The following is a 15,558-nucleotide window of genomic DNA, read 5'->3' as shown; positions in this document are numbered from 1 at the left end:
TATTTCATTTCCCCTTTTTATTAAGTACTGCTACTAATTGTTCTTGTATCAACTTAATTTTAAGAATTTTAGTAATAAATAAAAAGCATATAAATATTAAAGACCAAAGTGTACTTCGTAATAAAATTGATAATACGATATTTTCAAATTTTATCTTAACTAAATAAATAATCAAAAAAGAAACACCACCTAAAAAGGTTGGGAAGACAAAAGATTTAAATACCTTAAACGAGCTTAATCCTAATACTTTATTATTAAAATAAAAATAATAAAATGACATTTGAATTAATATATATACTGAATAGCCAACAACTGCTGAACCAGCTTCTAAATATTTACACAAAAAAGCATTAATAGCTATAGAAACCATACACGAAATAGCGGAGCAATAAACTAATAGTTTTGTTTTTCCTGTTGACAATACTAAACTTGCTATTGGACTGTTGTGTAAGTAAAACAGAATTGTTATTACCCATAAATTTAGCCATTTTGACAGATAGACGTATTTTTCACCAACATATAAAGTAAGTATTTCATTACTATTAAGCATTATTGGTAAACATAGTACTATACAGATAATAGAAGTGTAAGTCGTAGCTTCATAAGCAAAAGCTTCAACTTTGGATTTATCATTTTCTAATAGCAACTTGGTTGTTTTAGGCAGAAAAATAGATATGAACATTCCTCCAATTGAAATAATAAAAAGAGTAATAGTCTCCATTATTCTATAATCAGATACAGCTCCTATACTTCCTTCAGAAAACATTGCAAGTATAATTGGTCGTAACTTTGTCGCTGAAAAAGAAAAAATCCCTATAGCTAAAATGGCTAAGCTATATTTAAACACTGCTTTGAAGTTAGTCCAATCCAATGCTGGTTTAAACTTTTTAATCAGACCATCCTTATTTGCTTTTAAATAGAATGGTACTAATACTAAACTATTGATTAAAGTAAATAGAAAGAAATAATTAGTTAGACTAAGTTTGAAATATGTTGTTAAAAAAATTAGTATTAAACCTGCAATACTTCTGAAAACATTAAACCTTTGTATGTAGGAAATATTTTCATTTGCCGTTAGTAATTGATTAAATACAGAAGTACTCCAGTTGATTATTGCAAAAACAGCAAGTATCAAAAACAAATCTCGCATCATTAATTGATGCTCACTATCTAATGAGAAAATGTTTATCCCAGAAAAAGCAATTATAATTAGCACTAAGCTATTTATTGAGCCAATAATCATATAGAATGTTATGCTCGTTCTTGCCACAGAATCTACTAAATCAAATTTCTTACTGGCTATCCACTCAGAAAAGTGTTTAATAGCACCTGTATTTATACCCATATCGAGTAAACCCAAATAAGCATTCACAGAGACAGCCAATGAAACTAAACCAAAATTCGACTTTCCAAAGTAAGAAAGAAGTAGAGGCACTGATATAAATTTTATGAAAGCATCCAAAATTTTAGCACCTCCACCCCATAGGAAGGATTTGACTACATAATTATTTTTCTTTTTCATTATGGCTTATTAGTGAGTATGCTATTTAAGTCTGGTATAGACTCTATTAATTGACTCTTTTCTTTTAACCACCACTTTGTTTTTTCTAACTCAAGGATTACTTCTTCAGAGAATCTCATACCAATTTTTTTGGCTGGATTACCAGCTACAATTGAATAAGGTTCAATATTTTTTGTAACAATACTACCAGCACCTATAATTGCTCCATTTCCAATAGTGATAACATTTGGTAAAATCACAGCCCACTCTCCAATCCATACATCGTGTCCAATACTAAGTTTTGGACGAACTAACATATCTTTTTGAACATAACCAGCTACTGGATTGTATAAAAGTGGATGTGAAGTAAAAGTGTCTTTAGGATGATTAGCTCTAAAAATTCTTATATTTTTAGCTGTAGAACAATAGTTTCCGAATTCTACACCTGGAGGAATATTTGTATTTGAAAAGCATCCTCCATAACTACCATATCCAATCGTAATATTGTATTTATTTTTGTATATTTCTCTAATAGTCTTAGAGTACATCTGACCACCTTCTTTTGCAACAATTTTATTAATAATTTTTTTATTAATAAAATTGGGGAGGAAAAAACTAAATTTTAAACATAATCTATACAACATTGAAATACCAATTTACCGGTTAACTAATCTTTTAAAAGTTCCTAAAAACTCATTTGCTAATGTTTTCTTAGGAACAAGCTTCATATTTGAAAATATTCTTAGTTTATCAAAATTCACCATTACTCTAAAGTTGACAAGATAAAAAGCCAATAATCTCGCACCTACTCTTGTTCTTCTGGCATATTGATATGGTTGCATCTGACCAACTTTTTCCAAAGCAAGATTTTCTACAAAAATTTGTTTGTCATTCAAGGCATCATTAATAGCATTGATTCCTTGTTGAGTTCTCACAATTATTAAACTATGACCTTCTTTTTCTGTAAAATCAGGATAACCATCCTTCGTATCCCATGCGTCACCCACTGCAATATCAGCTTGAAGCCCTATTCCATCTGGGCATATTTTACATCTAAAATTCAAGTATCTGTTCAAGGTTTTACCCCAAGAGTCATTATATGTTTTTCTAAAAGCTGTTCCCTTTTTATCAATAAATGAGAAATAACCAGGCCATCCATTTCCTCTATAAATAAGATTTTTTACGGGCAATTCAGCTTTAAATTCATCTATAATTGCCTTAGTACCTGAAAATGAGGGCATACCAGCACATATAATAGAAACTGTGAGTTTAAATCTATTTTTAAATTGAGGGTATTTATTAAGAAAGTTTTTAAGAGCAGATATATCACAAGGTTTTCCGATAAAACAAAACACATCATTTGTGTCTGATAATAAATGCAGTATTTCATTAAAAATAAGTGCCGGAGCATATCTTGACGAAGCACATCTTAGAACATCTTCTTTAGTTTTTGAAATGTTTAAAGTATTTCTTTCGTAATCATTAGCATCCCCTCCAACTTGTAAGACAGAATCTACAATTTTAGTCTCTAATAGATGAATAGCGATGGCACTTACAATTCCTCCTGAAGAACCTTTAGTTCTAACTTCACTATCATAAGAATACCCTGAATATAGTTTTTCAATCTTACCCCAAATAGTTTCGTTTTCTTCAAACTCAAGATCATTGATAACATTTAATCCTGGGCATATCTCTTTAACAACTTTCTCTTTCTCAATATCTATTTTCTTAACTTCTGGATGAAAAAAACCATCAATACCTAACTTCATTTCTACGGATTCTTTTCCACAGATGCTTTCACAGAACCCACACCCCAAACAAAGTTTGTTTTTATCAATTTGATGTATTATTGAATTATTCATCGCCGTTATTATTACTTTATAATTTCAGAAATTATTGTCTTTAATTTATTCAATCGAGGCTTAATAATATTTGATTCTGTTTCCCTTATTTGCTTTTTCAACTCACTTCTATTGATAAAAGCATCTTTTAAACCTTCAAAAACATCTTCATTTGAGGAGTTCACACAGTCGCCCATAATTTTATATTGTAATGTCTCTCCAAATAATCCATTAAATTTTCTACTGTAAGCCATTGGATAAACAGGTACACCAGTTGAGAAAGCAGCAATACAAGCGTGCATTCTTGCACCTGTAAAAAAGTCCATTCCACTAATATAGCCCTTGGCCTCAATTGGAGTTTTAAATCGTGGCGAAACAATAACGTTTGGAAATTGTAACTTTAACTCTTCACTTACACTGTAATCATCTTCAACAGGCTGATCCGTCGGGATAACATGAGGGACTAAGTGAATTTGTACATTTTCTAATGAGTTAAAATAAGACAATACATCCAGAATTAAAGACTTATAATCAGTTTTCATATTAAACTGGTTATTCCTTGTATATCCTCCATTCCACAATAAACCTGACACATTAATCCCGATATTTAGTTTACCGTTATTGAACTGTGTTTTTTCGTAAGGCATATAGAAAGCAACATCAATAGTCTCACTAATTTTATCTTTAGGTAAAAATTTAGCACTATAATCATAGCTTTGTTTATCTCTACTAATTACAAAATCAAGTTGACGCATCGTTTTAAATGCCTCTTCCTCATGGACTTTATCTTTGAAAGGCCCAATTGTTTGTGGCAACAAAACTTGTTTTTTCACAAAGCGTCTAAAGAATCTTTTCGAATTTAAAATCTTCCAAAAACGTTGTGCCCCATAAATGTCGGTAAAACTATCTCCTTCAGCGATATCAAAAACGTAATCAAATTGCTTGATTTTTTGAGACTGAAACTTTTTTGAAAGCAAAAATAGTTTCAATCGAGACTTCCAATTCAGAAAGTCAAGCCCTTTAAAATTCCCAAAAGGTATTTCTTTTGAATTTATGATAACAGAATCATAAGCATTACTTGAGCTTCCAACAAAAGAAAACTCTGCGTCAATATTATTTTCCTTAAATACATCGTTCAAAAAAGCCAATGCAGAGTAAGCTAAAGCTCCAACTCCAAGATTTTTGTTATATGGGTTTGCCCACACAATTGCTACTTTTTTTTTCATTTAATTTATATAAGTATTAGGGATTGTTATTCTTATTAAAATCACCCATCAAATATTTAAGTTATTAAGCGAACAAAATCTTATAATCAGGTTTTAAAATATAGTAGAAAGTTTGATGAAAAAGCGATTTAAATGATATTACTAATTAATCTCTATGGACAAATTTTAAATCAAGCACTTTGCAACAAACTTAAAATGTTAAAAAAACCAGAAAACTTTAAAAGTATGTCGAAAGCAATTTAAAGAATTGATTGGGACAAAACAGGATAAAGTAAACATTTGTAAAAAGAATGTCTTACTTTATAAAATCAACCTTTTTAATAGAATTAAAAATTGTTGAGATTTATGTTGCAATAGTGTTAAAAAACGGAATAGCAATAAATTCATGAAAATATGCTACTATATCTTTGCTAATAATCATACTGATATTTTCATATCTTGGAGTAATTCTTTAGATTACGATTCTATTTAAAAAATTACTCTAATCATTAAATTAAAACCTATAGCTAAAAATCACGGTTTTGCAATTAAAACACACAACTAAAATAAGTTTTTTAGTTTTTCCCAAAAACTAACATTTTCTTTATCCCCATGATAACCGTATCCGTAGCCGTAGCCGTAGCCGTAGCCGTAGCCGTAGCCATAACCATATTCTTTAGAATTTTTATAATCAACACCATTAAATATAATATTTAAGGAGTTAAATTTCTTTTTGTCCTTTAAATCTTTTACCACTTTTAAATAAGATTTAGGCGTATGTTCATAACGCATTAAATAGAATACAGCATCTACATATTGCCCTAAAATGGTAGAATCTGTAACCAAACCGACTGGAGGAGTATCCAAAACCACATAATCAAATTGTTTTCTTAACTCTTCAATTAAAATACCCATTTTACCATTCGACAATAATTCTGATGGATTAGGAGGAATAGGACCAGAAGGCAACACATACATATTAGGATTTAAGGAACTTTGCTTAATAATTTCATTCAGTTTCACCTGACCTACTAAATAATTAGAAATACCTACTTCTCTGGAAACACCTAAATATTCAGATACTTTGGGTTTACGCAAATCTAACTCTAAAACAACTACTTTTTTATCTAACAAAGCAATACTCGCAGTTAAATTAATACTGACAAAAGACTTCCCTTCGCCACCTATTGATGAGGTTAATAAAATCGCCTTACCTCTTCCATCTATATGAATACCACCTGCAGCATACTGTAAATTAGTTCGTATAGTTCTAAATTGTTCCGCCAAGAAAGATGTACTCTTCATATCTACAATATTATCCTTCATTTCTTTAGGCTTTTTACCAATCTCTCCAAAAACAGAAATACCAGTAACATCCTCAATTTCCTTTCTAGTTTGAATCTTATCATTAAAAGATTCTCTTAGATTGATGGCACCTGCAGGGATAACAATTCCTAAAACTAAGGCTATCAAAAAAACTATACTTCTTTTAGGTTTTATGGGTTTGGGAGTGCTATAAGGTTCATCTACTAAACGGCTATCGGTAACAGTAGAGGCATAAGAAATAGCTGTTTCCTCCTTCTTTTGCAATAACATTAAAAAAAGACTTTCTTTAATACCTTGTTGTCTTTTAATATTAACAAATTCTCTTTCTTTTCTAGGAATGGTACGAATAGAAGATTCAAAACGGCTATTTAAACCCTTCAAACTAGCTTTTGTTACTTGTAAACCTTGTTTTTGATTGGCAATACTTTCCTTTATAGCCAATTTAGTATTAGCAATTTGTGTATTAATAGTCCCTAAGATAGGGTTATCAGGCTGAACTGTTCTTACATATTTTTCTCTTTGTATTTCTAGCTCATTTAACTTACTTAATAAGCCAATTAATACAGGATCATTCACCATCAGTGTAGCAGGAGCTATCCCACTCTGACTACTCCTTAAGTAGTTTTCAACACCATCTAAGATTTTTAATTGTATATCAACCTCATTGAGTTTAGTATCGTTCTCTTTAACTTTCTCCAAAAACAAATTACCTTCAACACTCAAATCTGTGATACCCTCTGAACTTTTATAGGTTTCAACATCTTTCTCCACGTCTCCAAGCTCTCCTGTAATTAATCGCAAACGCTGATCGATAAATTGAAGAGTAGCAGTGGCCTCCATATTTTTATCTGCTAAAGCAGAAAAAGTATAAGATTCAATTAATTTGGATAAAATAGACTTTCCTTTTAATGGTAAAGAACTTTCTAAAGAAAGTTTAAGAACAGTACTTTTTAGGTTTAGTAACTCCACTTTAATTTGATTTTGAAGATTTTCTATCAAATTATTCTTATTAATAAATATAATTTTTATTAAATCATTATCATGACGGTATAATGAATCATTAATAAAAACCCTAAAAGCTCCATATTTACTTCTAATATTCTGCCCATAGCCAAAAGTTCCTAATAAAGTTCCGTTTACATTTTGCAATTCAAATTTTTGCTGATTAATGATATGAATTAATAAAGGTTCATTGTAAGCAATAGGATTTAATTCTCCGTGTTGTACCCATATTGGTGATGACTTATAAATTTCATCGTAAGCCCTTATTTCTCCTTTTTGGAAGTATGCTACAGTAAGATTCAAATCATCAACAACCTTTGTAATAAGGCTACGAGATTTTAAAACCTCCATCTCATTTTCCACAAGCTTATTACCAGAAAACATCTCAAGCTCTTTGAGCATATCGTTGCCCCCCATTCCCTTTTTCTCATCTTTAATTAAAAGGACTGCACTAACATTATAGATAGGTGTTGTATAGCGCAAATAAAAATAAGCCCCAGTAACAGCCATACCAATAGCGATAACAAACCAATACCAATAGCGAAAATACATTAAAAAGACTTTTCTAATATCAAAATTGTCTTCATTATTTTCAGCAAAATCCAGAGAATTCTCAGTCATAGCTAATTGAAATTATTTTATTAAAATTTTATTAAAGTTTACTTAAATAGTAGATTGAGTAATAATACTAAAGAGGTGGTGATACCAGTGGCAATTGGAATTAATTGTAAAGTCCTGTCGGAAGAGGTTATCTTTCCTTTGGTGGGTTCCACATAAATCATATCTCCGCTTCTAATATAATAAAAAGGGGTTTCTAAGACTTCTTTTGAATTGAGGTTTAACTTGACAATTTCCCTTTTTCCATCAGTGGTGCGCATTAACATGACATTATCTCTTCTACCAAAAATGGTTAAGTCTCCAGCAACACCTAATACCTCTGGTAATGAAGTATGATTATCCAATAAATTGTAAATCCCTGGTCTATTAACCTCTCCTAACACTGTAAATTTCTGATTCAGAAATCTTACATTGGCAGTAGGCTCTTTTAGATATTTTTCTAATTCCTCTTTTACTTTCACTCCTGCTTCTTCTAATGCTAAGCCTGCCACGTGAACCTTTCCTATTAGAGGCATCTCAATATTTCCAGCAGGGTCAACTAAATAGCCCAATGGTTGGTTTCTAGTTATACCACTACTTGTACCGCCTGGGAAATTAGAGGTAATTAAAGGTGTTATATTTTGGAAGTTAAATACTTCATTAGATTCTGCACTTAATGAACTAACTGTAACTGCTAAAATATCATCTGGTTGAATTTTAGGTATGAGTGGTGTTATCGTTTTTAAGGTTGAATAGCGTACTGTATCTAAAGGGTCTGAACCCTGAAAATAAGTGACATTTTTTGTAGATACACAAGAGCTAAGAAATAATGAAAACATCACTACTGATAGTAGTAATTTGATATTCTGAATGTTCTTCATATTGAAAAATAATTTCATCATAAAATTGTTATTGAAGATGTTAATGGGTGATTGATAAATAATGATTGGTGATAAGCACTTCAATCCTTTATTTATCAGTCATTTAAAAAACAAGAGCATTGCTTAAATCGTATTTATTAGTCTAAAGAATGAATTGAAAACATAAACATATTTCTAAAAACTATAATTTACCGACATCGAAAAACTTTTACTATTGGTATTACTTATCGTATTCGTATTATTGCCACTCAAAAAATTAAGTTTAAAAAATAAGTCATGAACAAACTCGTATTGAACCTGTGCTTGTACAAAATCATATTTTCTTTGTGTACCCCATAAAAATGGATAATTCGTTTTAAAATCAGTCTGCTGTTGACCGGAACCTATAGCTCCTTTTCTGATATAATTATACATTAGTTTTATATCCAAACCTCGCAACACCCTGTAATGAAATTGTGCAAAAAGCTGATCAGAATTTGCACCAGTCCAATAACCTAAATTATTATTACTGTTTTGGTAAGTTTGAGCTTCTATAAAATGTACATAAGTAAAAGGTTGCACTTTGGTATATTCTAAGGTTAAATTTAGATTATTCACAGGAAAATCTGAGATACTGGCTCCTACTTGGTAAGCAGTATGATTTCTATTATTCCTTTCAATAGCATTTCCTCCTGTTAAGGATAACTCTATTTCATCCACAAAAAAACTACCATATAAATGCGTTTTAGGAATATGATTTCTTGAACTTAACTGTAGAAAAATTTGAGAGTTTGAAATGGTATTGGTAGCATTCTTACCGCTACTGGCTTCGCCTAAATAATGATTCATTCCTGAGAAAAGCGCAATCGGTATCAAATAAGCCAATTTAATGTTGTCATTATAAATCGTTGATTCTCCTATTGAAAAACTCAAACCTTTCAATGGCTTCAGCGTTAGTGCATGAAAAGCTAAATATTTCCCTCTATATTCAAACTGGCTTCTACCTGGTACAGACGTGGCATAAATAGAACTAGAATCTACTAAATTTGAATTTAACCATCCATGAGCATAAGTGAATGATAACCATTTCACTGGATTAATGTCCAATCTTATCTGCGGATAAGTTGGTGCTTTTTCAGACAAAATAAGCTTTCCAGCCGTACCATATCCAAAGGTTAATGGTGTTTTACCAAAAGTAGCGTGACCCCATTTCCATTGTGCGGTTATGGATGCATTGATGGTGCTAAAATCAAAACGACTACCATTTACTAACAAATCCCCAATTCTACCTTGATCAGGACTAAAGTTTTTCTTGTAGTCGTAAGTTGATGTCAAATTATTCAATTGGCTATTTCTAAAATCAACACTATATCCAATACTCTTTCCTAAATATCCATAAATCCATGCCCCAATCCAACGTTGACTGATACTGGCATTATCAATACTTTCTACTTGATAACCTATAATAGGTTGTATGTTAAAGGCAAATTGCTTGTCTTGGTAAGCCGCAAACCTAATTCTATCGTTATTTTTTGCTTGTAAAATACTTTGAAAAGGTTTTTCTGCTGTTAAACCCTCGCTTAGATTTTTCTCAATGGTATATTCTTTTAAATAAAATACCAATTCTTCTTTTTCAAGAGAAGTCAATAATTGAGTGTGATTATTTAAAGTATCTAATTTTGATAAGATATAATTTCTAGATAAGGGTAATGTTACATCATTTAAATCAATGACTCCTTTTTGTGCTAATCTCGATAGAAAAGGATAAACTGTCTTATAGCTAGGCTCATACACTACTTGTGCTTTTGCTTGAAAAGCGAGTAAGTATAAAAAGGGAAGCGTTAAAATGGTTAACAGTTTAGTAAATTTTCTCATCAAATTAATTATATTTTAATATTTATTCAGCACTCAAAACTCCTCACTCAAAGGTTTTTACTTACAATAATCTTTATTCTCAATATAAAATCTATAGTTTCTATCTTTAATCAAAGTATCTCTTTTATAAAATAACCACCCTTGAGCTGGATTAGGAGAAGCTCTAATAGAATAAGTACTTCCAACTTTTAATTTATAAGTACTCCCAGAGCGCTGAGTTCTTGTTAATTGCATCAAATCTCTCCAATCATTTGCAGCAGCACCCTTAGGTTGAAATTGAATATCAACTTTGGCTGGTACGGCTTCTTCATTAACAATCTGTCCTTTAGCACACTCAATGATTAATTCAACATTAACAGGCTGCGGAGAAGGTGCTACTATATTAATTGGTATGTTTTTCTCATCACACAAGTCAAACGCTTCAGTTTGAAAAATTGGCTTTGATAAATCTCCACCGTACTGATTATTGTAATTAAACACTTGTAAATAAACTGTATTTTTTCTTCTACCTGCTAAAGAATACCTTGCTCCATTATTCAAACTCAAATACAAATCTCCAACACTTTTCCCTGATGATTTTTCAATTAATCGACTGTAGTGATAAATATCCAGTCCTTTGTTTACACTATTTACAACTATCGTTGGACCTTTCTCACAAACAGGGAACATTTCACCTAAAGCATAATAACTAAGTGATGAAATACTTGTTGTAATTGATAATTTACCATTTGTATTTCTTTTTAAAACAGGATTAGCTAACATCTTCCAAGTATTGTTTGCATATACCCAAAATGGAATACTATCTCCTTCTTTTAATTTTGTGCCATTCGTATGGTAACTATCTTCATTAATTTCAATACTTACGGAACATGGTTTAGAAAGGTTGCTAGCCTCTTCAAATTTCTCATCTATTATTTTAAATGAAAAAAAGCCATAAGATTGAAACTCAAAGGGTGGTAAAACTTTATTGTCTAATCCAATTGCCTGATATACTGTATAATTTGAAGGAACGAATTCTCTTGCTTTATTTTCAAAATGACTTAAAAGTAATTCAAATTTTCCTGACAATACAGTACCTGCTTTACCTATAACATTTGTATTATTATTTATAACTAGGTTTGCTTTTTCTTTCTGACCGTTTGTCGTTAGACTTACTGTTTGCTCTACTATATCTTTAGCATTGAGTTGCTTTAAATCAACACTCATACCAGACGGTAGATTATTGATTTTAAACATTCTTATTGTTCTATTAATATTAGATTTAGCTTGTACAGTCACTAAATTAATATCTGTCAAATACCCATCTAACTGTGCTACTACTTTAATATTAGCCGGTCTTTTTATGTAATCTGGTGCAATTGCTATTCCAAGTAATCCTTCTCTGCTAATATTAATCTTATTATTACCAACCGAACTTACTATTCCTTCTGCATCTTCCCCTAAAAAAGTAAATTTAATATTTTTGGGTCTTAGTGTTGTATCACTTGATACGGCATTTTTATAAGTTAGATTAATTGCCGATTCAGTAAGAGCATCCTTTATTTTGATGGAAACATTTTCTAAAGGATTGTTACAAGCATCAAATAAGCTTACAAAAAAAATCAATAATATGGAGTAACCAAGGTATTTCATTTTTCTGAATAGACTTTAAGATTTCAGACAAAAGATTCAAGACATTAGACCCATGTATAAAACCAATTAATCACTAAATAATAACACTAATCTCAAATGCTGTATCTAACTTTAAAATTAATAAAAGGTAAATAAGAGTAATCTTTGATATTTCTTTCAATTATTGGAATTAATTCGTCTGCATTCGTAGTATCTAAAATACCAAAGTATTCACTTATAATTTTAGGACTACCCATGTAATAGCAACCAATCTCTCCATTAAAACTTAGTCTTCTTTTAGGGATAACTCTACCAAATCCAAATCCAACAAAAGGAACAAATTTATTCCAATCAACTTTCACACTAATTTCTCCAAAATCTTCAGCGTTTACTTCTACTCCTTCAAAGCTTATTCCTGTGTTTGTGTCAACAAATGCGGAAACATTGAAATTATATAAATAACTAATTCCACCTATTAAGTGAAAAGTTACTTTATTGAAAGGGTAAAATTGAGTCGCTAAAAAAATCTGGTTGAATTTTAAATCAGATTCAATATTGATTTTTGACTTAGTATTTAGATTGACATCAAACAATCTATGATACTGAAGGTAGGTTGTTCCTACTCGCCAAAATATTTTTTTGTAAGGGGATGTTTTAGCTAATTCTAAACCTAAGCCATTTGTTCCCAATGAGACACCGATTGATACATTATGTTTATGAACGTTTGTTGAGTCGGCTATCGCACAAACATCACTATTAGGGCATAGATAAAATGCCATAATAAATAGTATGAAAGTTAGATAGCGTTTAGACTGCATAAAGAATTAAAATTTCAAGTACTATGATAAAACTTAGAATTTTTGCATTCTTCTAAGTCAAAAGTAAGAACAATTTTCGATTTTCAAATAAAAAAATTATTAAACGGTATATTTTATCTGAAATTTGTTATTCTTTATCAAAATAGTAATATTGCTTCATCCTTAAAATAGCCAAAAATTAATATTCGAAATAATATTTGCTAATTATAGGATAAAACAAAATTTATAATCCATCATTAAACATAAAACATCAATTTTAACTACCCATAAGTCTTCAAACAATTCTTTTAATTCTGTACACAATTAAACTTTTCTAAGTATCATAGAGATTGATTTAACGATTATTCCCATTCGTAATAACTCATGAAAAGCAAATACTAAAGCTAGACTATTTTAAAATTGTATTTATTAAAGAATGATAAAGAAATTAAAAATTATTGAAATAATGGATTAATTGAAGAATTGAAAGTTAACATTTCATTAAATGTCATCTTAAACCAACCAAAATAATACAGAGAATATATAATTTCCCAAAGGTTAAGTAGGGTTCAAAGGAGGTTAAAAGGAGTCTCAAAGGGGTGTGTTAGGAGGTTAATAGCGGTGTTACTCATATTAGTAGCAAAAAAAAACAGGGATTAAAAAGGCTTTATCTTTTTAATCCCTGTTTACTTAAATCTTATCCCCATTCCGCCACTGTTCTACTGTTGGAAACCAAATGGATTGATATTCTGCATAACGCTGCAATTCATAATGGTCATCTGCAAATTGATTAGCTCTTCTGGTAAAAGTAAAGTTTACTTCTGAATATTGACTATTTCGGGTATATGTCCATACTTCTTTGTCTTTCGTTCTGGTAATTCTCGTCGGGTCGCCCATAACGATGTAAACCATCCCTTTGTCAGTCTTCCAGCCTTCTTTATACGTTGTAAACAATCTGTTTGCCTGCTCCACTCTTTGATAATATGATTTAATCGTCCTCTTAGCTGTACCTTGATTTCCTTGCATGATATTCAACCAATAATTATCTAAGGAGCGCTTCGGATCTCTTGAATTATACAAATCGCTTGTTTCTGCATTAGTACTTACATAAATTAATGGTCTTACTAATTTTTCAGGACGAGTCATTTTAGGAAATCGCTTATCAGCAACTACCATTCCTATTCCATACGATTCTGTTGTATCTCTTGTGAAATAATACAGTGCATCACTTTTTAATACAAAAGGCTTATTACTTGTAACAGTAAAGGAAGAATCCACAAACAGACTTTTTGAAGCTGCTCTTGGTGTAGTTGACATTGGCGAAATTGCCGCCTCAAAATCATAACGATATTTGAAGACTTTAAACGTTTGTTGTTTATCAGAAAGGCTTTTAAGAACAACAGTATCTTGAACAGTAAAATAATTTCTAGCCAATGGCGTTTTTCCTGTTTTATCATAAAACATAAAGTAATCGCCTACTTTTCCAGATTGAAATCTTAGAAAACAATCATTAAAAATTTTATTCCCTGTTCTTAAATCTTTTATTTCAGTAAGTGCCAAACCTGTTAACAAATCTTTGGGTTTGGAAATATCAAACCAAACGGTTAATAATCCTCCTTCTTGACTAGCATTGTCAGCTGTAATAGAAACATTACCTGAATTTAAACTGTTTTGTTTTGCACTGTAATCAGGATAAAGATTGTATGAAATCACAAAATCTTTACTTGCCTCGGCTAAAGTAAAAGTTCTATCAATATCAATACTTAAAAAAATTCTTACGGAAGAGCCATTATCTAGGAATCGACTTTTACTCAGAAATCTTTGTAAAAGCACTTTACTTTCGCCTTGTTCTTTGGCTTTTTTAGGTGAAGTTGAGCTACAACTTGCCAAGAACAAAATGATTGGAACGAATAGAAGTATTTTTTTCATCAGTTGAAAGAATAGCTGTAAGCCTCAAGCTCAAAGCGTTTATATTAGAAAATTAACAAATATAAATATGTCAATTATTACAAATTCGACAAGATAATTTGAGTTGATAACGAATTCAATTTAATAAGTATTTTCCTGATGTCAAGCAAATGCCCTAAATTTGGGATAAAATTAAAAATTATTTCCTTTTTTACCTGATATCATGTACAAAACAACCGAGATTGCTTCCTCAGAAATCATTTCAGATAATCCTGTTCATCAAAGATTACTATTCCCATATATTGAAGCTGCTAAAATCGTTTCTGGAAACTTGCTTGAAATTGGCTGTGGTACCGGGCGTGGCGTAGCTGTTTTAGCTCCTTCGGTTGCTAATTATACTGGTGTCGATAAAAATGAGCCTTTAATGACGCAACTTAGCGCACAATATCCTTCCTTCAAATTCATTGATATGTTTTTGCCTCCTTTGAAAGGTTTGGCAGATAATACTTTTGATTATATCGTTACTTTCCAAGTAATAGAGCATATTGAAGACGATAATGAGTTTATTAAAGAAGCCTACAGAGTATTAAAACCTGGAGGGAAACTAATTTTAACAACGGTAAATAAAAAATATTCTCTTTCAAGAAACCCTTGGCATGTAAGAGAATATTTAGCAACAGAACTTAAAAATCTCATCTTAAAGCACTTTTCTTCAATCCAAACGCAAGGAGTTCATGGCAACGAAAAGGTGATGAATTACTATGAAGAAAATAAACGTTCGGTTGAAAAAATCACTCGTTTTGATATTTTCAATTTACAATACCGTCTGCCAAGATGGATGTTACAAATCCCTTATGACATCGCAAACAGAATGAGTAGAAACATTATTCAACGTTCAGATAACAAATTGGTCACTGGAATTACTTATCAAGACTACTTCCTCTCAGACGATGCTGAAGAATGTTTTGATTTTTTTTATATTGCAACGAAGTAATATTTGTAAAAAAAATTATATATTGCAATGTGCTTAATCTA

11 protein-coding genes are annotated in these 15,558 nt (G+C 30.8%); 1 reads left to right on the top strand and 10 read right to left on the bottom strand.

All coding sequences use genetic code 11. The features are described from left to right. Positions 1-4: 4 nt before the first annotated feature. The 10 genes from VB776_RS16630 to VB776_RS16585 form a co-directional block, all read right to left on the bottom strand. Positions 5-1,522, bottom strand: coding sequence for an oligosaccharide flippase family protein (locus VB776_RS16630; RefSeq protein WP_323697974.1), 1,518 nt, complete (start codon positions 1,520-1,522; stop codon positions 5-7). Next, positions 1,522-2,145, bottom strand: a complete 624-nt coding sequence (locus VB776_RS16625; protein WP_323697973.1) for a CatB-related O-acetyltransferase — start codon at positions 2,143-2,145, stop codon at positions 1,522-1,524. Before VB776_RS16625 ends, VB776_RS16630 begins: the two co-directional genes overlap by 1 nt. A gap of 12 nt (positions 2,146-2,157) precedes the next feature. After that, on the bottom strand, positions 2,158-3,363 hold the full coding sequence (locus VB776_RS16620) for a Coenzyme F420 hydrogenase/dehydrogenase, beta subunit C-terminal domain (protein WP_323697971.1): 1,206 nt from the start codon (positions 3,361-3,363) through the stop codon (positions 2,158-2,160). Between the two features lie 11 nt (positions 3,364-3,374). Then, positions 3,375-4,568, bottom strand: coding sequence for a polysaccharide pyruvyl transferase family protein (locus VB776_RS16615; protein ID WP_323697970.1), 1,194 nt, complete (start codon positions 4,566-4,568; stop codon positions 3,375-3,377). A 540-nt stretch (positions 4,569-5,108) separates the two neighbouring features. Further along, positions 5,109-7,496: a GumC family protein gene (locus tag VB776_RS16610; protein ID WP_323697969.1), complete on the bottom strand. Its 2,388-nt coding sequence runs from the start codon at positions 7,494-7,496 to the stop codon at positions 5,109-5,111. Positions 7,497-7,534: 38 nt separating this feature from the next. Beyond that, entirely contained in the window at positions 7,535-8,374 is an 840-nt protein-coding gene (locus VB776_RS16605; RefSeq protein WP_323697967.1) for a polysaccharide biosynthesis/export family protein, read from the bottom strand. A 153-nt stretch (positions 8,375-8,527) separates the two neighbouring features. After that, entirely contained in the window at positions 8,528-10,207 is a 1,680-nt protein-coding gene (locus tag VB776_RS16600) for a capsule assembly Wzi family protein (RefSeq protein ID WP_323697966.1), read from the bottom strand. A 57-nt stretch (positions 10,208-10,264) separates the two neighbouring features. Then, positions 10,265-11,839: a hypothetical protein gene (locus VB776_RS16595; RefSeq protein ID WP_323697965.1), complete on the bottom strand. Its 1,575-nt coding sequence runs from the start codon at positions 11,837-11,839 to the stop codon at positions 10,265-10,267. A gap of 92 nt (positions 11,840-11,931) precedes the next feature. After that, positions 11,932-12,597, bottom strand: a complete 666-nt coding sequence (locus VB776_RS16590) for a hypothetical protein (protein WP_323697963.1) — start codon at positions 12,595-12,597, stop codon at positions 11,932-11,934. A 708-nt stretch (positions 12,598-13,305) separates the two neighbouring features. Beyond that, positions 13,306-14,544 (bottom strand): GWxTD domain-containing protein, encoded by a 1,239-nt coding sequence (locus VB776_RS16585; protein ID WP_323697962.1) that lies wholly within the window; start codon positions 14,542-14,544, stop codon positions 13,306-13,308. A 202-nt stretch (positions 14,545-14,746) separates the two neighbouring features. Between VB776_RS16585 and VB776_RS16580 the strand changes: the two genes are divergently transcribed. After that, positions 14,747-15,517 carry a class I SAM-dependent methyltransferase gene (locus VB776_RS16580; protein WP_323697961.1) on the top strand — a complete coding sequence of 257 codons (771 nt, stop codon included), beginning with the start codon at positions 14,747-14,749 and terminating at the stop codon, positions 15,515-15,517. Positions 15,518-15,558: the final 41 nt, after the last annotated feature.

This window comes from Arcicella gelida (assembly GCF_034931025.1).
GTDB lineage: Bacteria > Bacteroidota > Bacteroidia > Cytophagales > Spirosomataceae > Arcicella > Arcicella gelida.
The sequence above is the reverse complement of the archived record's forward strand: the minus strand, read 5'-3'. Positions and strand labels throughout refer to the sequence as shown.

Excerpts from the sequence above, each read along its gene's own strand:
- VB776_RS16630 (WP_323697974.1), bottom strand. The coding sequence starts at position 1,522 with ATGAAAAAGAAAAATAATTATGTAGTCAAATCCTTCCTATGGGGTGGA.
- VB776_RS16625 (WP_323697973.1), bottom strand. The coding sequence starts at position 2,145 with ATGTTGTATAGATTATGTTTAAAATTTAGTTTTTTCCTCCCCAATTTT.
- VB776_RS16620 (WP_323697971.1), bottom strand. The coding sequence starts at position 3,363 with ATGAATAATTCAATAATACATCAAATTGATAAAAACAAACTTTGTTTG.
- VB776_RS16615 (WP_323697970.1), bottom strand. The coding sequence starts at position 4,568 with ATGAAAAAAAAAGTAGCAATTGTGTGGGCAAACCCATATAACAAAAAT.
- VB776_RS16610 (WP_323697969.1), bottom strand. The coding sequence starts at position 7,496 with ATGACTGAGAATTCTCTGGATTTTGCTGAAAATAATGAAGACAATTTT.
- VB776_RS16605 (WP_323697967.1), bottom strand. The coding sequence starts at position 8,374 with ATGATGAAATTATTTTTCAATATGAAGAACATTCAGAATATCAAATTA.
- VB776_RS16600 (WP_323697966.1), bottom strand. The coding sequence starts at position 10,207 with ATGAGAAAATTTACTAAACTGTTAACCATTTTAACGCTTCCCTTTTTA.
- VB776_RS16595 (WP_323697965.1), bottom strand. The coding sequence starts at position 11,839 with ATGAAATACCTTGGTTACTCCATATTATTGATTTTTTTTGTAAGCTTA.
- VB776_RS16590 (WP_323697963.1), bottom strand. The coding sequence starts at position 12,597 with ATGGCATTTTATCTATGCCCTAATAGTGATGTTTGTGCGATAGCCGAC.
- VB776_RS16585 (WP_323697962.1), bottom strand. The coding sequence starts at position 14,544 with ATGAAAAAAATACTTCTATTCGTTCCAATCATTTTGTTCTTGGCAAGT.
- VB776_RS16580 (WP_323697961.1), top strand. The coding sequence starts at position 14,747 with ATGTACAAAACAACCGAGATTGCTTCCTCAGAAATCATTTCAGATAAT.